General features: G+C 46.9%; 18 protein-coding genes and 2 tRNA genes. 11 read left to right on the top strand and 9 right to left on the bottom strand.

What is annotated here, in order from left to right; translation table 11 throughout:
- The first annotated feature begins 153 nt into the window (after positions 1-153).
- Positions 154-813 carry an SPOR domain-containing protein gene (locus BW928_RS03730; protein ID WP_076554898.1) on the top strand — a complete coding sequence of 220 codons (660 nt, stop codon included), beginning with the start codon at positions 154-156 and terminating at the stop codon, positions 811-813.
- A 28-nt stretch (positions 814-841) separates the two neighbouring features.
- On the opposite strand, the gene BW928_RS03725 is transcribed toward BW928_RS03730, so the two are convergent.
- From BW928_RS03725 to cmoA, 4 genes are all read right to left on the bottom strand, one after another.
- Positions 842-1,072 carry a hypothetical protein gene (locus tag BW928_RS03725; protein WP_076554897.1) on the bottom strand — a complete coding sequence of 77 codons (231 nt, stop codon included), beginning with the start codon at positions 1,070-1,072 and terminating at the stop codon, positions 842-844.
- Between the two features lie 72 nt (positions 1,073-1,144).
- Positions 1,145-2,062: a DUF808 domain-containing protein gene (locus BW928_RS03720; protein WP_076554896.1), complete on the bottom strand. Its 918-nt coding sequence runs from the start codon at positions 2,060-2,062 to the stop codon at positions 1,145-1,147.
- Positions 2,063-2,167: 105 nt separating this feature from the next.
- Complete coding sequence (cmoB, locus tag BW928_RS03715) at positions 2,168-3,205, bottom strand: tRNA 5-methoxyuridine(34)/uridine 5-oxyacetic acid(34) synthase CmoB (protein ID WP_076554895.1); 1,038 nt, start codon at positions 3,203-3,205, stop codon at positions 2,168-2,170.
- Positions 3,206-3,247: 42 nt separating this feature from the next.
- On the bottom strand, positions 3,248-4,012 hold the full coding sequence (cmoA, locus tag BW928_RS03710) for a carboxy-S-adenosyl-L-methionine synthase CmoA (protein ID WP_076554894.1): 765 nt from the start codon (positions 4,010-4,012) through the stop codon (positions 3,248-3,250).
- An 84-nt stretch (positions 4,013-4,096) separates the two neighbouring features.
- On the opposite strand from cmoA, the gene msrA reads away from it, so the two are divergent.
- Positions 4,097-4,627, top strand: coding sequence for a peptide-methionine (S)-S-oxide reductase MsrA (gene msrA / locus BW928_RS03705; RefSeq protein WP_076554893.1), 531 nt, complete (start codon positions 4,097-4,099; stop codon positions 4,625-4,627).
- 165 nt (positions 4,628-4,792) lie between these two features.
- Positions 4,793-6,157 (top strand): lytic murein transglycosylase, encoded by a 1,365-nt coding sequence (locus BW928_RS03700; RefSeq protein ID WP_076554892.1) that lies wholly within the window; start codon positions 4,793-4,795, stop codon positions 6,155-6,157.
- 50 nt (positions 6,158-6,207) lie between these two features.
- On the opposite strand, the gene BW928_RS03695 is transcribed toward BW928_RS03700, so the two are convergent.
- From BW928_RS03695 to BW928_RS03685, 3 genes are all read right to left on the bottom strand, one after another.
- Positions 6,208-6,387: a hypothetical protein gene (locus BW928_RS03695; protein WP_076554891.1), complete on the bottom strand. Its 180-nt coding sequence runs from the start codon at positions 6,385-6,387 to the stop codon at positions 6,208-6,210.
- Between the two features lie 533 nt (positions 6,388-6,920).
- On the bottom strand, positions 6,921-7,781 hold the full coding sequence (murI, locus tag BW928_RS03690) for a glutamate racemase (RefSeq protein WP_076554890.1): 861 nt from the start codon (positions 7,779-7,781) through the stop codon (positions 6,921-6,923).
- Between the two features lie 107 nt (positions 7,782-7,888).
- Positions 7,889-8,494: a DUF1285 domain-containing protein gene (locus BW928_RS03685; RefSeq protein ID WP_076554889.1), complete on the bottom strand. Its 606-nt coding sequence runs from the start codon at positions 8,492-8,494 to the stop codon at positions 7,889-7,891.
- Between the two features lie 266 nt (positions 8,495-8,760).
- Here BW928_RS03685 and BW928_RS03680 point away from each other — a divergent pair, with 266 nt between their 5' ends.
- Positions 8,761-10,422: an electron transfer flavoprotein-ubiquinone oxidoreductase gene (locus tag BW928_RS03680; RefSeq protein ID WP_076554888.1), complete on the top strand. Its 1,662-nt coding sequence runs from the start codon at positions 8,761-8,763 to the stop codon at positions 10,420-10,422.
- Positions 10,423-10,714: 292 nt separating this feature from the next.
- Here BW928_RS03680 and hemA read toward each other — a convergent pair whose 3' ends face one another.
- Positions 10,715-12,067, bottom strand: coding sequence for a glutamyl-tRNA reductase (gene hemA / locus BW928_RS03675; protein WP_076554887.1), 1,353 nt, complete (start codon positions 12,065-12,067; stop codon positions 10,715-10,717).
- Positions 12,068-12,329: 262 nt separating this feature from the next.
- On the opposite strand from hemA, the gene BW928_RS03670 reads away from it, so the two are divergent.
- The 6 genes from BW928_RS03670 (at position 12,330) to BW928_RS03640 (ending at position 17,382) form a co-directional block, all read left to right on the top strand.
- Positions 12,330-14,375 carry a tetratricopeptide repeat protein gene (locus tag BW928_RS03670; RefSeq protein ID WP_076554886.1) on the top strand — a complete coding sequence of 682 codons (2,046 nt, stop codon included), beginning with the start codon at positions 12,330-12,332 and terminating at the stop codon, positions 14,373-14,375.
- Positions 14,376-14,404: 29 nt separating this feature from the next.
- Positions 14,405-15,025, top strand: a complete 621-nt coding sequence (lolB, locus tag BW928_RS03665) for a lipoprotein insertase outer membrane protein LolB (RefSeq protein WP_227516539.1) — start codon at positions 14,405-14,407, stop codon at positions 15,023-15,025.
- Between the two features lie 7 nt (positions 15,026-15,032).
- Positions 15,033-15,923: a 4-(cytidine 5'-diphospho)-2-C-methyl-D-erythritol kinase gene (ispE, locus tag BW928_RS03660; RefSeq protein WP_076554885.1), complete on the top strand. Its 891-nt coding sequence runs from the start codon at positions 15,033-15,035 to the stop codon at positions 15,921-15,923.
- Positions 15,924-16,019: 96 nt separating this feature from the next.
- A tRNA-Gln gene (locus BW928_RS03655) sits at positions 16,020-16,095 on the top strand.
- 64 nt (positions 16,096-16,159) lie between these two features.
- Positions 16,160-16,235, top strand: a tRNA-Gln gene (locus BW928_RS03650).
- Between the two features lie 193 nt (positions 16,236-16,428).
- Positions 16,429-17,382, top strand: a complete 954-nt coding sequence (locus tag BW928_RS03640) for a ribose-phosphate pyrophosphokinase (RefSeq protein ID WP_076554883.1) — start codon at positions 16,429-16,431, stop codon at positions 17,380-17,382.
- 243 nt (positions 17,383-17,625) lie between these two features.
- On the opposite strand, the gene BW928_RS03635 is transcribed toward BW928_RS03640, so the two are convergent.
- Entirely contained in the window at positions 17,626-18,141 is a 516-nt protein-coding gene (locus tag BW928_RS03635; RefSeq protein ID WP_076554882.1) for a cytochrome b, read from the bottom strand.
- Positions 18,142-18,455: 314 nt separating this feature from the next.
- On the opposite strand from BW928_RS03635, the gene BW928_RS03630 reads away from it, so the two are divergent.
- Entirely contained in the window at positions 18,456-19,439 is a 984-nt protein-coding gene (locus BW928_RS03630; RefSeq protein ID WP_143821498.1) for an efflux RND transporter periplasmic adaptor subunit, read from the top strand.
- Positions 19,440-19,623: the final 184 nt, after the last annotated feature.

The raw sequence follows: 19,623 nt of genomic DNA, 5'->3' as shown, positions 1-19,623 counted from the left end.
CTTTGTGATAATTTATTACCACATTATAACAATAAAAATGGCAACTACCAACCTTCATACAAGAATTAAACACGATATTTTTGGAAAAATTTGCTAAAATATTGCCCAAAGCAACCTTTGGCAAATTTTTCGTTTATTTACACAGGATATATCATGACGCCAAAAAGCCACAACCAGCCTGCTGTTACCGCCATTTCTTCAGACGCAGAACCAAAGTTCAGCTGGAGCGGCATTACCATACTTGTCGGCTTGTTGCTGGCGGCAATTGCTGGCTGGCTGTTTTTTGGGTCATCATCAGCCCCAGCCCCACAGCCAGAGGCAGCGACCACTGCTTATGATAAGCAAGAACCGATGGTGTTTGAGTTTTATGAAGTTCTGCCCAATCAAAAGTTCCAAAGCATTCCTGAAGGTGTAAGCATTCAGCAGCATAAAGCAAGCTCTCTGCCTGCACCAACGACAGATTTGGTCATCGGCAGCACCGCCAAGTCCAGCGATGACACGGCCGCCAAATCAGACGATACGCCAGTCGGCACCACCCCAGACCAAGAGTCCGATCGTGGCATCGCACAAAACAAACCCACGCAGGGCGATTATATCCTGCAAATCAAAAGCTACCGCAAAGCCGAAGAAGCCGATATCAAACGAGCCGAAGTGCTGATGGCTGGCGTAGATGCTGTGGTGATTCGCCGCACCACCAAAGACGGTATAAGCATCTATCAGGTCATCTCCACGCCAATGAACGAAGCCGAAGCCAGTGCTGCCAGCGTTCGTCTACGCAATAATGGCATTGATTCACTGATTATCAAGCAATAAACACCAAAACCCATCACAATTGGCTTATTTATGAAATAAGCCACAACCTTCTTGCTTCTTGTGCCATGATGGGTAAAAATAACAGCCAAATAAAACCAAAATTCACCATTGGCGAAGTAATTGCCATGCCATCTGACTGCATTGGTTGGTTATTTTTAAAAACCACAGAAAATGCTACAGGCAGCACACAAAATCTTGGCATGGTTTTGTGCATGAGAGTGAATTGATAATACAAATCTACAAGTGAATACACGAGCATAAACGCCACAAACCGTCCGTGTCTGTCAGCGAATTTGTACAAATGGCACAACAGACAGCTGTGCCACGAAGGTTATTTTTTGATGAGTTTTTTGCCAAGTATAACCCCTGCCAAAATCAACAAGCCTGCAATCAGCCCAACCACACCATTATACAGCGTCTCGGTCAAGCCACCAAACACGCCTGACAATGCCGACAGCGTCTGTGCTTGCTCGCTTAAGATTGCCACACCATGCACCAAAATACCGCCACCAACCAAAAACATCGCTACAGTTCCTGCGATTGACAAAAATCTCATCAGCTGTGGTGCAAAGGCAAGCAGCCCCCGACCCAGTGCTTGTGCGGCAGATGATGGCTTGTTCAGCAAATGCACGCCCATGTCATCAAGTTTGACAATCAGCCCAACCAAGCCATACACCCCCACCGTCATCAATATTGCAATCGCTGATAGTGCAGCTGCCTTGGTGGCAAGTGTCGCCGCCGTCATCACCCCAAGCGAGATAACGACAATCTCTGCCGATAGGATAAAATCGGTACGAATCGCACCACGGATTTTGTCTTTTTCGAGTGCAACCAAATCCACCTGCTCATCGGCATTGGCTTTTAGGCGTTGCTGATGGGCTGCATCGTCATCAGTATCATGTGGCAATAAACTTGGAGCGACTTTATGGACAACTTTTTCTGCCCCTTCATAGCACAAAAACGCCCCACCAATCATCAAAAGCGGCGTGATTAACCATGCTGCCACAGCACTGATAATCAAGGCTGCTGGCACCAAAATCAGCTTATTAACAAATGAGCCTTTTGCCACCGCCCAAACCACTGCCAATTCACGGTCAGCACGCACCCCTGTTACTTGCTGGGCATTGAGTGCCAAATCATCACCCAGCACCCCTGCGGTCTTTTTTGCCGCCAGCTTTGTCATTACCGAGACATCGTCCAAAATTGCTGCAATGTCATCAAGTAGCAGTAGTAAACTACCTCCTGCCATATTCTCACCTTTATTTGTTGTTAAATTGCCAATTGGCACTGGCGGCTATTATAGCGATATTGTCTGACTTTTGTGTGGCAGATTTGTAGCCAATATCATCAAATCTCAAGGTCGCTTGCACACCATCACCGCACGCATGGGTCTGGGGTAACCCTCTACGGTCTTGCTATTGTCATCACTGTCCAAAAAATCACCAAGCGAGTGATAAGTCATCCAATCGGTTGCTCGCTGCTCATCGGTTGTGGTGATATTGACATCAACACAGCGAATATCCACAAATCCTGCTTTTTTGAGCCACACTGTCAGGGCTGCCACCGAAGGCAAAAAATACACATTGTTCATCATCGCATAGCGGTCTTGTGGTACCAGCACCGTATTTTCGTCCCCTGCCACCACCAAAGTCTCAAGCACCAGCTCGCCCCCATGTGCCAGCTGAGCTTTTAGCTGTGCCAAGCACTCAAACGGCGATGCCCGATGATACAACACCCCCATACAAAACACTGTATGAAACAACCCTGCCTGCCGTGTATCTTGGGGCAACTCCTCCAAACCCACAGGGATAAAGTGAATTGGCGATTGACCAAAACGATTGCCAAGCTCGCCCAAAAAATGCCGTATCGCCATAAATTGATGATAAAACAAACATGACGGATCAATCACCACCACCGTGCTGGCACCAGCACCAACCATACGAAAGCCATGATAACCAGAGCCGCCACCGACATCAAGCACTCGCCTGCCTGTCAAATCACTGATGTGCGGTAACACTCGCTCCCACTTTAGATCGCTACGCCACTCGGTGTCTATATGAATCGTCCTATCATCACGCCCAATGATAAAGCCACCTTTTCGCCACGGCATCAGATTGGCAAGCAACGCCCTGCTGCGGCGATACTCACTGTCATCAAAAGCCACTTCGGCACGCACGCACGCCTCATCAAGATAGACAGCGGTTGGGGCAATTGGGGGCAGCTTATCGACCACCGACTGATAAAACGGTGCATGAGCATAGCGGTCTTTATTTTTGACGGCTGTCAGCCAATCAGGCAGTCGTTTTAGCCATTCATAGGCAATCGGATAATGCTGTGCCAGAGCAAACAATGTCTGATACAGTGCCTGCTCACTGCGTACAATACTTGTCATAATCTTAACTGTCAATCAACCAGCCGTTGGCTTGGCGTTATTTTAGGGTTTAAATGCCACAATTGAGGCAAAGTTTAGGAACATAAACCAAGTCAAGCACCGCTGAAAACCTGCTTGCTGTAGCCTGTCATAATGCGTCTGTAGCGTGTCGGTGATGAGGACATTTTCAAGGGCGTTGCGTTTGCCGCTGATTTCCATCTCGCTGTAGCCATTGGCTCTTTTAAAATCATAATACCGCTCAACACGCCAAGCATCATACTGCTCATCATCAAGATGGGTTTTTTCGGTCAAAATCAAAATACCCCCAGATGCCAACGCATGATAGCACTTGGTCAATAGCTCAAGTCGCCGATTCGGTGGCAAAAACTGCAAGGTCAAATTAATAATAATCAAATCGCACTCGGCAAATTCCACTTGACACACATCAGCACACTCAAAGCGGATATTGTGCTGCGGATAATGCTCGCCAAGCACTGTTTTTGCTTTATCAATCATTGGCTGCGAGATGTCAATGGCGACAATCTCAAGCTCATCTGCGGCAAATTTATCCGCCAAAGCAAAACTTGCCGCCCCAAGCGAAGTTCCCAAATCGTACACACGGCTGACCTTGTTGCCCTGTGCTGTCGTCTGGCGAAACAGACAATGTCTGCGTGCCAAAATCGGCAACATCGCCAGCATCTGCCCATAGCCCGGCACACTGCGGCGAATCATATCAGGAAAGCACGCCACCACTTCTTCATCAAAACTAAAGCGTGCGGATTTGTCCAAAGGCGTGGTAAATAAGGTATCGTGTTTGGCGTTTGGCATGGTTTGTGCTACACTAAAATGCGTCTATTATAGCATTGATTGGCACAAAAATTGCGATAAATAAACAAAATCCTTGGAGTGGTTATGAATAATACAACAACAATACTGCTGGGCGGTGGCTGTTTTTGGTGTACCGAATCGGTTTTTTGTTCTTTGTCAGGCGTGGTGTCGGTCGTCAGTGGCTATGCTGGCGGCACCGCCGAAACCGCCAATTATCCCGCCGTCTGCACAGGCAATACTGACCATGTTGAGGTGGTAGAGGTCAGCTATGACGAAACCATCATCAGCACGCATGATATTTTGTCGGTGTTTTTTGCCACGCACGACCCCACTACCTTAAACCGCCAAGGCAACGACATTGGCACACAATATGCGTCAGTGATTTATTATTATAACGAAGCACAAGCCAAAACTGCCGAGCAGCTCATCACCGAGCTAAGCGATGATGGCATGAATATCGTTACCCGAGTGCAACCAGCTGTGAGCTTTTATCCAGCAGAAGCCTACCACCAAAACTACTATGCCAACAACCCCACGCAGGCTTATTGTGCGATGGTTATTCCGCCAAAACTTGCCAAATTGCGTGCCAGTTACGCACATTTGCTTCGCTCATAAACCACCCAAGCCAAATTATTTTGCGTGGTAATCTTACCGCTTTGTTGCTGATTTGGTTGATTTTGGCGAAATTGCCCAATTATTCACCGCCAAGATGATTTTTGTTTTGAATTTTTTGCCAAAATTGGCTAAGCTAGGCGTATTTGCCACAACTTAAGGATTCTTATGAAAATCTCCGCCTATCTAGCCCTTGTCTTGGCAGGCTTGGGTGCAGTTAGCACCGCATCTGCCAATGGCAATGACCTGCCCAATCTTAGCAACAGCGAGTTTCAGCAGTGCTTAAATACCCTAAAAAACACCGCTGCTTTTCGTGGCGTTTCTTCGGCAACCTTTGAGGCTTATCGCCCTGCCCAGCCAGATCCGAGCGTGATTCGCTCGCTGAATTATCAGCCCGAGTTTAAAAAAGATGTCTGGGATTATTTGGCATCGCTGGTTGATAGCGAACGCGTCGAAGATGGTATCCGTGCCAAGCGTGAGCAAGCCGATGTGCTACGGCGTATCGAAAGTCGCTATGGCGTCAAGCCTGAGCATGTGCTTGGCGTATGGGGCGTGGAGAGTAATTTTGGGCAAACGCTCGGCAAGAAAAATCTCTTTGACAGCCTTGCAACCCTCTCATGTTTTGATCGTCGCCAGTCGTATTTTCGTGGTGAGTTTGCCAATGCTCTAAAAATCGTACAAAATGGCGACATCAGACCGCAGGATATGACAGGCTCATGGGCGGGTGCTTTTGGACAAACGCAATTCATGCCCAGCACATTCTTAGAGCTTGCGGTGGATTTTGATGGTGATGGTCGCAAAGACTTGGTGAACTCAAAAGCCGATGCACTGGCAAGCACCGCCAATTTTTTGGTAAAACGAGGCTATCGCAGTGGCGAGCCGTGGGGCTATGAAGTCAAGCTAAATGGCTATGATGGCTCAAGCGGTCGCCGCAATAAGCAGCCCATCAGCCATTGGCGATCACAGGGCATCACTCTGCCAAATGGCAAACCACTGCCTGATAATATGGCTTCGGCAGGTCTATTATTGCCTGCTGGCAAAAACGGCCCTGCATTTTTGGTGGGCAAAAATTTTGACACCTTTTACAGCTACAATGCCTCAGAAAGCTACGCTTTGGCAATCGCCCATCTGTCCGATTTGATCACAAGCGAAAATACCAACACCGATTTTGCCACCGCTTGGCCAACTGATGACCCAGGCATCGGCCGCCGTGAAGCCAAAGAAATCCAGCAAGGGCTGATTGATGCAGGTTATGACATTGGGGCGGTTGATGGCATCATTGGCGACAACACCCGCCGTGCCATCATGGATTATCAACGCAAAGCTGGGGTCAATCCTGACGGCCGTGCAGGGCAAAAATTCCATCGGCTCATCACCAGTCAAGGCAAGCAAAACAGCACGCCTGCAAATAACTTGGGCAGCACAGCCACCAAGCCCAGCACCATCACGCCATCTGCCACCAGCTCAACTGGCACGACCTATCGGCGTGTCATCAACGCTGACGGCTCGGCATCGCTTGTGCCTGTCAAATAATCCCATCAAAAAATCCCAAGCCTACACTTGGGATTTTTAATCATGTTCAATCAATCGTCCTGCTTGTCATCGTCCCATTCGGCATAGGTTTTTGCTGGGTCAATGCCTTGGCTTTTTAGGTAAGCAACCTGCTCGGCAAGCGTGCGTTTTTTCTCGGCATCGTGCATGGTTTCGGTCAATTCATCAAATTTTTCAATTTCATCACGCAAGGTTGATTTGTCAGTTGTCATCACATACTCCTTTTAATGATTCAATGATACACAATCGCAGGTGCGTATGGCGACTGCCACCGCAGCGATTTATGTTATTACAACAAATTTTTATCAAAAATGCAAACCGTCATCGCTGGGGATAATGGTATTTTGTTGCAAGTTGCCCATCGCTGTCGGGTTAAATTTCTGCTGGATTGTTGATTTGTATATACCACAATGAAATTTTAGAGCGTTGTTTTGGTAGAAATACGAGTGGAATACAAAAGAGCCAAAATCTCCGATGTAAAAATATCGGAATATCACAAAACAATGTAACTGCCATTCAAGAAAACCACCCAATGAAAAAAGTTATTTTGACTGTCTCAACCGTTGCTTGTGGACTGCTGATTTTTTATCTGAATTATTTTCAAGCAAACAAGCACCCTGATGACAATCTGGTGGCTTTTTTGGTTATATTGCTGGTTATTTTAACTTTTTGCATATTAAAATTTATAAAAAATAATTAAAAGCCACTTATTGGGCAATTTTTACCGCCCAAATCCATAACATTACTATGGATATAAGGGGGAAAATTCACTGTCCACAAATAGCATCGGCACGCCTGCCAATCGCTGTGCGGTATTTGCCACATCGCCCGCCATGCTTGATGCATAAAAAGTCAAAACAACATCGGCTGGCTGATGGTGGCTGCTCTTTATCCCAAAAAAATCCAACAAAGATTTGACGCGTTCGGCAATCGCCGCTCCCGAATCAAGCAAAGTCATATTTACCGCATGGCTGTCAATCCACTCCTGCAAAAACTGGCGAAAAAATGGATAATGCGTACAGCCCAGCACCACCACATCAACCCCCTGACTGTGCCAAACCTGCATTTGTTCGATAAGCAAATCCGCCACCTGATGATCGATGGGCATGCCCAGCTCCACCCATGGCACGAGCATCGGCTCAAAATGCTTATGCACGATTATCGCATTGGGCGTTGCCACTTCATCAATCACCTGTGCCAACAGTCTGCCTTGAAGTGTCGCCTGAGTGGCAAGCACGGCGATTTGCTTGTTTTGGCTGATTTGGCAAGCTGGCTTGACCGCAGGCACCAAGCCTACTATCGGCACGCTACAATGTGAACGCACCGCCGTCAATGCGTGTGCCGAAGCACTGTTGCAGGCTATGACAATCAGCTTACAGCCTTGTTGGCAGAGCCAATCCACCGCTTGCAATGTCAAAAACAAAATCTCATCGCCAGACTTGCTGCCATAGGGAATGTTTTGCGTATCGGCATAATACACATAACGCTCATTGGGCATCAGTTGTTGCAGATGCCGAAACACCGACAAACCACCCACGCCCGAATCAAAAATACCAATCGGTGCATCGCTTGTCTTGGTCGTCAATTCTGTCTTGGTATCAATCATCAAGCACCATCACCCACACTATGACGGCAACCACCGTCCAACATGACACAATAATACGCCACAAAGGCTTTCTTATTATAACAAAACCTGCACAAAAACAATATCCGCTACCGCTCAGATGGCTCATTTGGCTGGCTGACAATATGCACCTTACCACCGCTTGTGATGTGCAAATGTGTGTGCGTATCAGTCTGATAAATCTCGCCAAGCTCCACCAAATGATACATGGCATTATTCATCAGCCGTGCCGTCAGATTAAAACGAGTATCAATATACAGCCGAGATACGCCCTCATACTCTGCAAAATACAAATCATGCTCATCATCAAGCCGTATCACATCGCCATTGGTTGTCTCAAACTCAACCCACAACAGCCCCAAATCCACAACCTGCCTTACTTGGTTGATAAACAATGGCGTATCTGCAACATCAATCCGATATTTGTCTGTTGGCGTTTTTAGATAATGCACCTTTTGCCCATCAACATATTCCGCCCATAATACACTGGCAAATAAATCCACAAGTGACTGGCGGGTCATTTTTGTGCCTTCATGCCACCATTCGCCATTACTACAAATCTTAATATCCAGTGGCGAGGTGCTGTTCGGTTGCCATTTTTGCAAAGGTGGTATCTTGCGTGTGCGTTCTGCCGTGCCAGTTGCCACATTCAAATCTTGGTTTAACTTATTGATTATATTTAAATTTTGTTTCATTTATCAATGCTCCATCAGCAGGCTTAAGAATTTGTTGCCATCGGCTTGTCCAAATCATCATAAGAAAATGACATAAATGCAGACCATGATAATGCCGCCCAAGATTGGTATGCTTATCCATAGCAGCAACAAAAAAACTTGCCTAATTTGACAGGATTGCTACAATAAGCAGTAATATTTTATCACGAACCAAATTATTTGCCAGCCGAGCCTGATGGCGAGCACGCTTTTTTATAAATATTACATAATTATTTGAGGGTATTTTCATGCAAATTCAACGCGAATCTATGGAATTTGATGTGGTGATTGTTGGCGGTGGACCTGCTGGATTGTCAGCTGCCATTCGTCTGCGTCAATTGGCCATCGCCGATGGTCGAGATGATTTTAGCGTCTGTGTTATCGAAAAAGGCTCAGAGTTTGGTGCCCATACACTATCAGGTGCGGTGATGGAGACTCGGGCGTTGGACGAGCTGATTCCTGATTGGCAACAAAAAAATGCCCCACTGACCGTGGCAGCCACCGAGGATCGTGTCTATATGCTAACTGGTGCCACCAAAAGCGTCAAACTGCCAAGCTCAATCATACCAAGCAGTATGCACAACGAGGGCAATTATATTGTCTCATTGGGCAATGTCGTACGCTGGCTGGCAGAACAAGCCGAGAGCCTAGAGGTGATGATGTTCCCAGGCTTTGCTGCCAGCGATATCTTATACCATGAAGATGGCTCGGTGCGAGGGGTGGTAACAGGCGATATGGGGCTAAATGCCAAAGGCGAGCCTAAGCCAAGTTTTGAGGCAGGTTATGAGCTGGTTGCCAAATACACGATTTTTGCCGAAGGATGTCGTGGACATCTGGGCAAGCGACTTATCAGCCGCTTCCATCTGGACAAGGGCAAAGACCCACAGCACTACGGCATCGGGCTAAAAGAATTGTGGGAGATTGATGCCGACAAACACGAAACAGGTGTCATCATGCACGGCTCTGGCTGGCCATTGTCAGAGACAGGCACGACAGGAGGCTGGTTTTTGTATTTTGCCGAAAACAATCAAGTCAGTTTCGGTCTTGTGGTTGATTTATCATACCACAATCCTCATGTTTCGCCATTTGATGAACTACAAAGGCTCAAGCTACACCCTGTCATTCGCCCAATTTTGGAAGGTGGCAAACGCCTATCCTATGGGGCAAGAGCCTTGACCAAAGGCGGTCTGAACAGCTTGCCAAAACTTAGCTTTGCTGGCGGGGTGCTAATCGGCGATGATGCAGGATTTTTAAACCCTGCCAAAATCAAAGGCACGCACACAGCGATGAAATCAGGCATGCTTGCTGCCGAGAGCATCTTTAACGCCATCAAAGCAGGTCGTAGCGGCGATGAAGTGCATGAATATCAGACCGCCTTTGAGAATTCATGGCTGTTTGACGATGCTTATCAAGCACGCAATTTCTCACCTGCACAGCATCGCATGGGTGCTTGGTTGGGCGGAGCATTTTCTTTTGTAGAACAAAATCTACTCAACGGCAAAATGCCTCTGACCATCAACGACACCACGCCTGACTTTAGCACGCTGGACAAGGCAAGCCACGCCTACAAGCCAGACTATCCTCGTGCCGATGGCAAGCTGACCTTTGATAAGCTCTCCAGCGTCTTTATCTCAAACACCAACCACGCCGAAGATCAACCCTGCCACTTACGCCTGACCGATCCGACCGTGCCGATTGCCAGCAACCTACCGCTGTACGCCGAGCCTGCTCAGCGTTACTGCCCTGCTGGCGTCTATGAAGTGGTGCAAAAAGAAGGCGAAGAGCCACAATTTGTCATCAATAGCCAAAACTGCGTCCACTGCAAAACCTGCGACATCAAAGACCCTGCCCAAAACATCACTTGGGTTGCTCCCGAAGGTGGCGGTGGCCCAAACTACCCAAATATGTAACACAACAACACGCCTACAAATGGCGTGTTTTTTATTTTTATAAATTTATTAGTTAATAAAACTTAACGCATGGAAAAATTGAAAAATTGAAAAATTGAAAAATTGAAAAATTGAAAAATTGAAAAATTGAAAAATTGAAAAATTGAAAAATTGAAAAATTGAAAAATTGCAATTAGCAAATTAACACGCTTAATCTACTTTAATAAAAGGTTTTGGCGTATCTGGCAGGATAATTTGCCAAGCCGATTATGGCAATTGATTGCACCTCCAGCCCTTGGCTTACTGGCTAAAATTATTGCGAAGATTTGGATTGGCGATGGCTATGCAGCAGCTCATGCGACACCATCTCTAGCACCTTGTTATCGCCATATTGGGCACTGCGGCGGATAAGTCGTGAAGGACTGTGCATCAATGTGCGACTGACACGATGGGCAAATTGCTCCAAGACAGCTTTGGCATCTTGACCTTGCTCAAGCTGTGCCATCGCCTCTGACAACAACGAATCTGTATAATCCTGTGCCATCTGCCGATAATTGTGGATATGACTGCGTGCCAGCTGAACCTGCATTTGTGCCTCTATCTCAGCAACCAGCTGACCAACCAACAATTCCGCCTCAACAGCCGCCTGCTGACGCTCTGCCATATTGCCTGCAATCACATGTTGCAAATCATCAACCGAATACAAATACACATCGTCCAGCTCGCCAACTGCCGACTCAATGTCTCGCGGCACCGCCAAATCCACCAACAACATCGGCTGATGGCGGCGAATCTTGAGTGCTTGCTTAACCATCGCCACATCAATGAGCGTTTGCATACTGCCACTGCAACTGCTGACAATATCCGCCTGTGGCAAAATCTCTGGCAATTGCTCAAGCGTGGCAAGCTGCAATTGCAACTGCCGACCTGCCGCTGTTGCCATTGCTTGCAGTTCATCGGCCAATGCTTCGGCTCGTGCAGGACTGCGGTTGGCGATGATGATTTTTTTTACGCCCAATGCGGCAACATTATGAGCCACCAAGCGGTTCATCTCGCCTGCTGCCACCAACAAAAAACTAAGCTCGCTTGGATTGTCAAAAATCTGCGTGGCAAGTTTGGCAGTGGCAAAGCCCAAAGTTACCGCCTGTTCGCCAAGCTTGGTATCACGGCGGACAGTGCGAGCAGCGGCAAATACTTGCTGAGTCAGCCAGCCAAACTCTCTATCAACACCGCCATGCTCGCGACTGATGGCAACCGCTTGGCGAATCTGCCCCAGAATCTGCGGCTCGCCCAATATCATCGAATCAAGCCCTGCTGCCACACGCAACCAGTGGTTCAATGCACGAGAATCTTGATAAGTGTACAGATAAGGTGCAATCTCATCAAACGCTACGCCTTTAAATTGAGCAAGCCACTGGGCAACGGCATGCAGGTTTGCTGGCATTGTCTGCACGACATCATCATCTGCCATCATCTCATCAGCGGCAGAGTTATCAGTAATGCCTACATACAGCTCGCTGCGATTGCAAGTTGAGACAATGGCACAACCTGCAACCTGTGATGACAATTGCGTGATTGCCTGTGGCATATCCGAGCCAAACGACAACCGCTCCCTTAACGCAACAGGGGCAGTCTTATGATTGACTCCGATAACCGCTAATCTCATAAAAAACCGTCAAAAATGGCACAAATAATTAAACTGCCTATTATAACAGCTAACGGCGTTTTTGTGGCAAATTCGCCAAGAAATTACGCATGGTTTTGCTAAATTTTTCTGCCGACAATCATTTTTGACAAAAACTTGGTAACAAATCAGCCCAAGTGGGATATTTTTGCAATTTTCTTGTCATTTTTTGTTGGTTTTATTTGCACTTATCAAAAACAGCCTTATAATATAGTTTTGGGATTTGGCGTGGTTTATACTCATCATGAAGCAATTTTGGTGCAATCGGCGAATTTGGCGAAAAGGCAACACCAAGCGTGTGGCTTATCAGCCTGCACCTACAATTTGCCCACCAAAATGTTCACACAGCAAATCTGCCCATCGCCCATCAACGCTCACCCTGTGCCTAAGTGCCACCCTGTTGATTGGCACTTCGCTGATGGCAACCAATGCTCAAGCGAACATCTTCGATCCTTTGCTTAGGATATTATTGCCTTTTTATAAGCCTGCACCCCAAGCAGAAAATAGCCCTGATGCCACCGAGCAAGCAGACGCCACCGATATCGATGACGCACCGCCGTCATTGCCTGATGATGGCAATGATGACCCCTTGCCATCTTTGCTGATGACAGATGATACGCTGGCAACTGGTGAGCCTGATTTGCAGGCAGATATTGCCGCCATGCTCTCTGATGACACGCTGATTGCCGATGATATCGAGCCTGTGCTTGATACGCCCGATTTGTACGCATTGCTCAAGGCTGAATTTGCCGCCGATCGAGGCGAGATTGCCAAAGCGTTAAGCATTTATAAGATGGAATCTTTTAAAAAAAATGCCACCAGCGTGTTTGAGCGTGCTTTATCTTTGTCCATTGAATACGAAACGCCCAACAAATCACTTGCCTTCGCCAGTGCATGGCAAGCCACCAACCCTGAGCATATGCCTGCTTGGTTTTATGTAACGCATTTGGCACTCAAGGCAGGTGAGTACAAACAAGCCGCCGCCATGCTTTCAACCATTTTGCACTACGATCCTCGTGCTGATTTGGGGCAAATTTTGACAGGTATTATTCCACCAAAAGCCGAAGACAAGCGTGCTTTGTTATACGCCCTGCAAGGACTGGGCGAGACCAACGCCTCCATTGCTGTGTTGCGTGCTGGTATCTTGATGGGGCTAAACGACCCTGAAGCGGCACGATTGCACATCAACCAAGCCCTTGCCAGTGAGCCTACCAACCTAGCATTCATCACGCTAAAGCTCAATGTACTGCGTGCTGCTGGTCGCATGGACGAGCTGTGGCAATTTTTATCGCAAGCACGCAAACAACAACCAACCGAAAAAGAGCTATATCTATACGAAGCTCGCTATCTTATCGAAACAGGCGATTTGACCAAAGCATGGCAACTGCTCAATGAAGCGGTAAAAAACACCAAAGACAAAGACATTACGCTATTGGCTGGATTGGTCGGGCTAGACAGTGCCCGTTTTGCCGATGCCATTGCTTTGCTTGAGCCGCTCACCAAACTGCCAGACATCGCCAACCAAGCCAATTATTACATCGGTATCGGCTATGAACGGCTGGGCGATACAACCAATGCACGACTGCATTATGAAAAGGTCAATCACTACGAATATGTGCTTGATGCCACCAAAAAAACCGTCGGGTTTTATTTGGCAGAAAACAACAGCGATGCTGCCATCAAGGCACTGGTGCGATTGCGTGATGAGTTTAGCTCTTATGCCACCGACAGTTATATCTTGCAGGCGGAGATTTATTTGCGGCAAGGCAACAAACAACAAGCCAAAGACCTGCTCACCATCGCCAATCGTGAGCTGACCAATGACGATCGTCTGCTGTATGCCAGTTTTCAATTGTTAGAAGATGAATTGGAGCCAGAAGATAAGCGACAAGCCATCAATCGCCTGCTTGAGATTGATAGCTTTAACCCCTACTATCAACTGGCAGATGCCAAATTTCGCCTAAGCCAAAACCCCAATGACGCACAGGCATTGGACACTGCCTTGGCAATCAGCAATATCAACTTTGATGACCCAAGCTACGACAGTCAATTGCAGCTTGATGCCCTATTGGTGCTTGCCAATCATGCCCTGGCTCAGAACAATTACGATGCGGTCATTGACTATCTACAAGCCCCTTATGAAGTCATGCCAACACTGCCTGCTGGCATTACTTTGTTGCGTGCTTATCAAGGATTGGGCGATACCGAAGCGGTCAATACACTGCTTGCCGATCTCCAAACTCGTTTCTTAAACAACCAAGATGTACAGCTTGACAGTCAGATTTATTAATCAATCCAAGCACAAACGGTAATCCACTTATGAATAACACTACAGCACATGATTTGCCAGCCCAACGCCCAGTGGCAATCACCATCAAAAAAGCCGTCCTGTCTTGCGGGCTGACCGTCTTATTGCTTGGCGGCTGTGCAACCACACAAGGCATTACGCCATCAAGCACCCCCCAAACTGCTGACGCACCGATTCAATTTGCCATCACAGGCAAGATTGGCATCATCACCCTGACACAAGATGGTAGGCAATCAGGCAGTGCATTCTACGCTTGGTCGCAACAAGGTGAGAGATTTGCAATGGATTTGACAGGGGCGTTGGGCATTGGAGCGACTGAGATCCGCTATGATGGCACAACTGCCACGCTCTCAAGCGAACGCACAGGCACAATCACAGCGGACAGTCCAGAGGCTTTGTTGTACAATGCAACAGGCTGGCAAGCTCCCATTTCCCAGTTGCCCTATTGGATTGTTGGTCGCATATCGCCCAGCGACTCTGACAGCACTCAAGATGCCACAGGTCGCCTAGTGCGTGCTGTTAATGGTGCATGGGTTGCAGAATTTTCTTATAACCAAACCAATCTACCAACACGGTTACAAATCACGCACGCTGACGGTCATCGTGTTACCCTGACCATTGCTCATCAATAGGCTACCTATGTCTTTGACAGTATTTTCTCCTGCCAAAATCAACTTATTTTTGCACATTACTGCCAAGCGAGATGACGGCTATCACAATATCCAAAGTGTCTTTCGTGCTTTGGATTTTGGTGATTGGCTGACATTTATGCCAGCTGCTGCTGATGCACCATTATTAACCTTGACAGGTGCTGATACCTTGACCGCCAACCTGCACGACAACCTAATCAGCCGTGCCACGACTGCTTTGGCAACACGCTACCCAGATGCTGCCACGCCCATCGCCATTCATCTGGACAAAAAAATCCCCACAGGTGCAGGATTGGGCGGTGGCTCAAGCAATTGTGCCACCACGCTTATCACCCTAAACCAACTGTGGCAACTAAACCTGTCCACTGATGAGCTGCTCGCCATTGGCAGGACTTTGGGGGCAGATGTGCCATTTTTTATTTTCAGCCACGCCCAGCAAGCAGACGCACACGCTTTGGGCATTGGTGATGAGCTATCAGCACTATCACTGCCCGCTGCTCGCTACTTGCTGCTTTTTCCGCAGGCTCATTTGGCAACCAAAACATTATTTGCCCACCCAGAGCTGAACAAAAATCACGCCCTCTTGGACAATATTAACGCACGCTATTTGGAATACGGCGAACGCTTGGAGGCTGGCTTTTACAACGCCTTTGAAGCCATCGCCAGCAAAATCAACACCCAAGTCGCCACCGCCTTAGATTATTTGCAACGCTTGGCTGCCATCACCAACACCCACCCAAGGCTAACTGGTACAGGCAGCACAGTTTTTTTGCCAATTCCTGCCCACATTGATTTGTCCGAATTAACCGCATGGCAACTGTCCGCCCCTTGTCCCTGCGTGGTTGCTGACAGTCTCTATCCTGCATCAGAAAATTTATAAAATTATTATTTTTCAATAACTTATATAAATTTTCAATAAATTTTTGGAAAAATTCTTGCAATTTGACAAAAATTTGGTATAATTTTTTGCCTATACAGGGGTATCGCCAAGTTGGTAAGGCATCAGGTTTTGATCCTGACATTCGTTGGTTCGAGTCCAGCTACCTCTGCCAATTTTCTTGTGATAATGCACTGCATTTTACAAGTCAAAGTTCGCAATCTTTAAAATTGCACCTTAGGGGTATCGCCAAGTTGGTAAGGCATCAGGTTTTGATCCTGACATTCGTTGGTTCGAGTCCAGCTACCTCTGCCAAATCCAAATCAAGCCAGCCAATCGGTTGGCTTGATTTTTTTGTATCAGTACCGCCTTATTGCACGGTGGCAAAAATTATCACAAAAACCGCCAAAAAACAGCAAAGATTGTGTAATTTTTTGCTCAAAAATGCTAAAATATACCCAAATTTGATGGCTCTTTAGCCCCAATTCGCTTTTATAGGATTTTTACCATGTCATATATGGCTGTCTTTTCAGGTAGTGCCAACCCACAACTTGCCCAAACCGTTGCCGACAACTTGCACATTCCATTGGGCAAAGCGGATATTACTCGCTTTTCTGATGGTGAAATCGCCATTGAGGTCAAAGAAAATGTGCGTGGCAAAGATGTATTTATCTTGCAGCCAACCTGTGTACCAACCAACGACAATCTGATGGAGATTGTCCTGCTGGCTGATGCGTTGCGTCGCTCAAGTGCAGGTCGTATCACTGCTGTGATTCCTTATTTTGGCTATGCTCGCCAAGATCGCCGCCCTCGCTCTGCTCGTGTGCCTATTTCAGCGAAAGTTGTTGCTGATATGCTATCAATTGCAGGCATTGATCGTGTGATGATGGTTGATTTGCATTCAGATCAGATTCAGGGCTTTTTTGATGTGCCTGTGGACAATCTGTACGGCACGCCTGTGTTGTTACGCGACCTTAAGCAACAAAACTACGAAAACCTGATGGTGGTTTCGCCAGATGTTGGTGGCGTTGTGCGGGCTCGTGCCATGGCAAAACTGCTTGGCGATGCCGACCTTGCCATCATTGACAAACGCCGTGCCCGTGCCAATGAATCGCAAGTCATGCATATCATTGGTGATGTTTCTGGTCGTGATTGCGTCATCGTTGATGATATTGTTGATACCGCAGGCACGCTATGCAAGGCCGCCCAAGCCCTAAAAGACAACGGTGCCAACCGTGTGGTTGGTTACATCACCCACCCTGTATTATCAGGCAAGGCAATCGAGACCATTGCCAATTCTGCACTTGACGAGCTGGTTGTTACCGATACCATTCCATTGTCAGAGGCTGCCGCTGCCTGTGCCAATATTCGCCAAGTCAGTATTGCTGCGATGATTGCCGAAGCATTGCGTCGTATCAATAACGAAGAATCCATCAGTGCCATGTTTGAGTACGATGTCTGATTTGCACTCTGACCGCCGAGAATATCGGCGGTTTTTTTTAATCTAGGTGGATTCATTAACAATCCACCTTTCAAACATCATCTTGTGCTTTGGTAGCACAGCTTATTTTGGAATAAATGCCTTATTTGTTAATCAACAAATCAAGCCGCCACAAACCCACTACAACCATCACCCAAAAATATAAAAAGGTCAAGCAAAACTTGACCCAGTCTGATAGCCATACCGATCATTGTACACGAGCATTTATAGCATACGAGATAGTAGCTTGTCCTTCATGACAAACTGATGATACAGTGCTGCCAAAATATGAGCCGCCACCAATGCAAGCAAGGCTGGCCAAATCAAATTCTTGTGCAGGTTCATCATCATACTGCCCAGCTCGTCATTGGGCGTTGCAAATCCTGCAATTGGCAGCACGCCAAAAACATTCACCCCATAGCCAAACGCCATCGAAGCAAGTAAGCCTGTCAGCGGCATGGCGAGCATCGCCACATACAACAAGCCATGTACCGCAACTGACAATCCGTGCTGCAACTTCGACATCGCCACAGGGCTTGGTGCTGCACTGACAAAGCGATTAATCAAACGCAAAACCGTCCAAATCAAAAAGCTAAACCCCACTGATTTATGCAGGCTGATAAACTCCTCACCTTGATTGATAATTACCACCGCCGCAACAATCAATGCCGCACCCACCCAGTGAAAAATGCGTGCTGCTATATTGTATTTTGACACATAAGATGCCGCCGTCTGACTCATAAATTCTCCTTTTGATTGAACTTGATATTTGCTGGCGACCACCATGCTACCAAATCAAGCATCGCAGCATTGTTATACTTGGGTCTTAACTATACTGGCTAAATATCAAGCAATTGATTATTTTGAATAAATTCCAACAATTTTATCAAGATTTATTCAGTTTTTTATTGCTTAAATGTTGGAATTTTGTACCAATATACTTGGCAATTAGTGAAACACTGCCACCAATACCGCACAAAGCCAAAAGCCGATATTTTCCTACAAACAAAACCATGTTAAGATAATCTGATAATCCATTTTAACACGCCAAAGCCATGCCAACAAAAATGCCAGCAGCTCATCAACACAACCATCATTTACAACGCCGTGCCTTGGCGGTGATTTTGTCCGCCCTGCTATTATCCGCCTGCACCGAACCTACAAACAGCCAGCCAGCCACTGGCGATACCATCACACTGCCCAAGCAAGCAGTGATGACCGTAAAAATGGTCAAGTATCAGCCCAGCTTCGCCTTTGTTGGGGTCATCACGCCCATCAAACAAACCACACTCACAGCATTAACCCCTGCCAGCATTAGTAGCATCAGCGTACAAGCTGGCGACAGGGTCAAAAAAGGCGATGTTTTGCTGACTTATCTGCCCGATACATTGGCACAAAGCAACCAATCTGCCACGCCGTTTGAGCTGACTGCACCATTTGACGGAACGATTGACAAAATTTTTGCCCAAACAAACCAAAGCTATGACAAGGCGGACGCTTGGCTTGAGATTAGCGACACTTCACAATTAAAATTCATCAGCCAGCTCTCTGCCAGTTTGCTTGAGCATATCCAAGTTGGCGATGCGGTGAATTTTGGGGTTGATGGTGTCAGTCATACAGGGCAAATCAGCCAAGTGGACATTGATAAAGACAATCCCAACCTCATCAATGTCCATGTGATTATTGACACCACCAATGACGAGACGGCAGATTTGCTGGGGCGTGGCGTGGTCGGTCATATCAACTACGGTCAGATTCAGGTTGGGGTCATCATGCCTGCCGATGCGGTTTATGATACAGCCTTGCAGCCTGCTAATCTAAGCTTATTTTTGCAGCCACCGCACAAGCCTGCCACACCTGTTGATGGCTTTGTTTGGGTTATTAAACAAGATCACAGCTTGTCCTTGTCGGCGGTCAAACTGGTTGAATATTATCCAAAAACGCAGCAATTCTTGGTGCAGGGCATCACAGAGGATAGCTTGGTCAGCACCGCCAAACTTGATAAGCAGGCACATGGTAAACAAGTCATGCTGCAATAATGCACAAACTACGGATATCTTACAAATGTTACGCTTATCTATAATCTGTTGCGTATTTTGGAAAATTGGGCAAAGTTTATGCAATTTGCTACAAATTTACTCTTGCCAAGCCAGCAAAAACTTGGCAAGATATACTTATTGCAATTAATTTATATTCAATAAGTGATTAGATTGCTTATTATTA

The organism is Moraxella cuniculi DSM 21768 (assembly GCF_900156515.1).
Taxonomy (GTDB): Bacteria; Pseudomonadota; Gammaproteobacteria; order Pseudomonadales; family Moraxellaceae; genus Moraxella; species Moraxella cuniculi.
This window is presented reverse-complemented; position numbering and strand designations above follow the sequence as displayed.

Bases quoted from the DNA above. Each gene is read 5' to 3' on its own strand.
- BW928_RS03730 (WP_076554898.1), top strand. From the start codon at position 154: ATGACGCCAAAAAGCCACAACCAGCCTGCTGTTACCGCCATTTCTTCA.
- BW928_RS03725 (WP_076554897.1), bottom strand. From the start codon at position 1,072: ATGCTCGTGTATTCACTTGTAGATTTGTATTATCAATTCACTCTCATG.
- BW928_RS03720 (WP_076554896.1), bottom strand. From the start codon at position 2,062: ATGGCAGGAGGTAGTTTACTACTGCTACTTGATGACATTGCAGCAATT.
- cmoB (WP_076554895.1), bottom strand. From the start codon at position 3,205: ATGACAAGTATTGTACGCAGTGAGCAGGCACTGTATCAGACATTGTTT.
- cmoA (WP_076554894.1), bottom strand. From the start codon at position 4,012: ATGCCAAACGCCAAACACGATACCTTATTTACCACGCCTTTGGACAAA.
- msrA (WP_076554893.1), top strand. From the start codon at position 4,097: ATGAATAATACAACAACAATACTGCTGGGCGGTGGCTGTTTTTGGTGT.
- BW928_RS03700 (WP_076554892.1), top strand. From the start codon at position 4,793: ATGAAAATCTCCGCCTATCTAGCCCTTGTCTTGGCAGGCTTGGGTGCA.
- BW928_RS03695 (WP_076554891.1), bottom strand. From the start codon at position 6,387: ATGACAACTGACAAATCAACCTTGCGTGATGAAATTGAAAAATTTGAT.
- murI (WP_076554890.1), bottom strand. From the start codon at position 7,781: ATGATTGATACCAAGACAGAATTGACGACCAAGACAAGCGATGCACCG.
- BW928_RS03685 (WP_076554889.1), bottom strand. From the start codon at position 8,494: ATGAAACAAAATTTAAATATAATCAATAAGTTAAACCAAGATTTGAAT.
- BW928_RS03680 (WP_076554888.1), top strand. From the start codon at position 8,761: ATGCAAATTCAACGCGAATCTATGGAATTTGATGTGGTGATTGTTGGC.
- hemA (WP_076554887.1), bottom strand. From the start codon at position 12,067: ATGAGATTAGCGGTTATCGGAGTCAATCATAAGACTGCCCCTGTTGCG.
- BW928_RS03670 (WP_076554886.1), top strand. From the start codon at position 12,330: ATGAAGCAATTTTGGTGCAATCGGCGAATTTGGCGAAAAGGCAACACC.
- lolB (WP_227516539.1), top strand. From the start codon at position 14,405: ATGAATAACACTACAGCACATGATTTGCCAGCCCAACGCCCAGTGGCA.
- ispE (WP_076554885.1), top strand. From the start codon at position 15,033: ATGTCTTTGACAGTATTTTCTCCTGCCAAAATCAACTTATTTTTGCAC.
- BW928_RS03640 (WP_076554883.1), top strand. From the start codon at position 16,429: ATGTCATATATGGCTGTCTTTTCAGGTAGTGCCAACCCACAACTTGCC.
- BW928_RS03635 (WP_076554882.1), bottom strand. From the start codon at position 18,141: ATGAGTCAGACGGCGGCATCTTATGTGTCAAAATACAATATAGCAGCA.
- BW928_RS03630 (WP_143821498.1), top strand. From the start codon at position 18,456: ATGCCAACAAAAATGCCAGCAGCTCATCAACACAACCATCATTTACAA.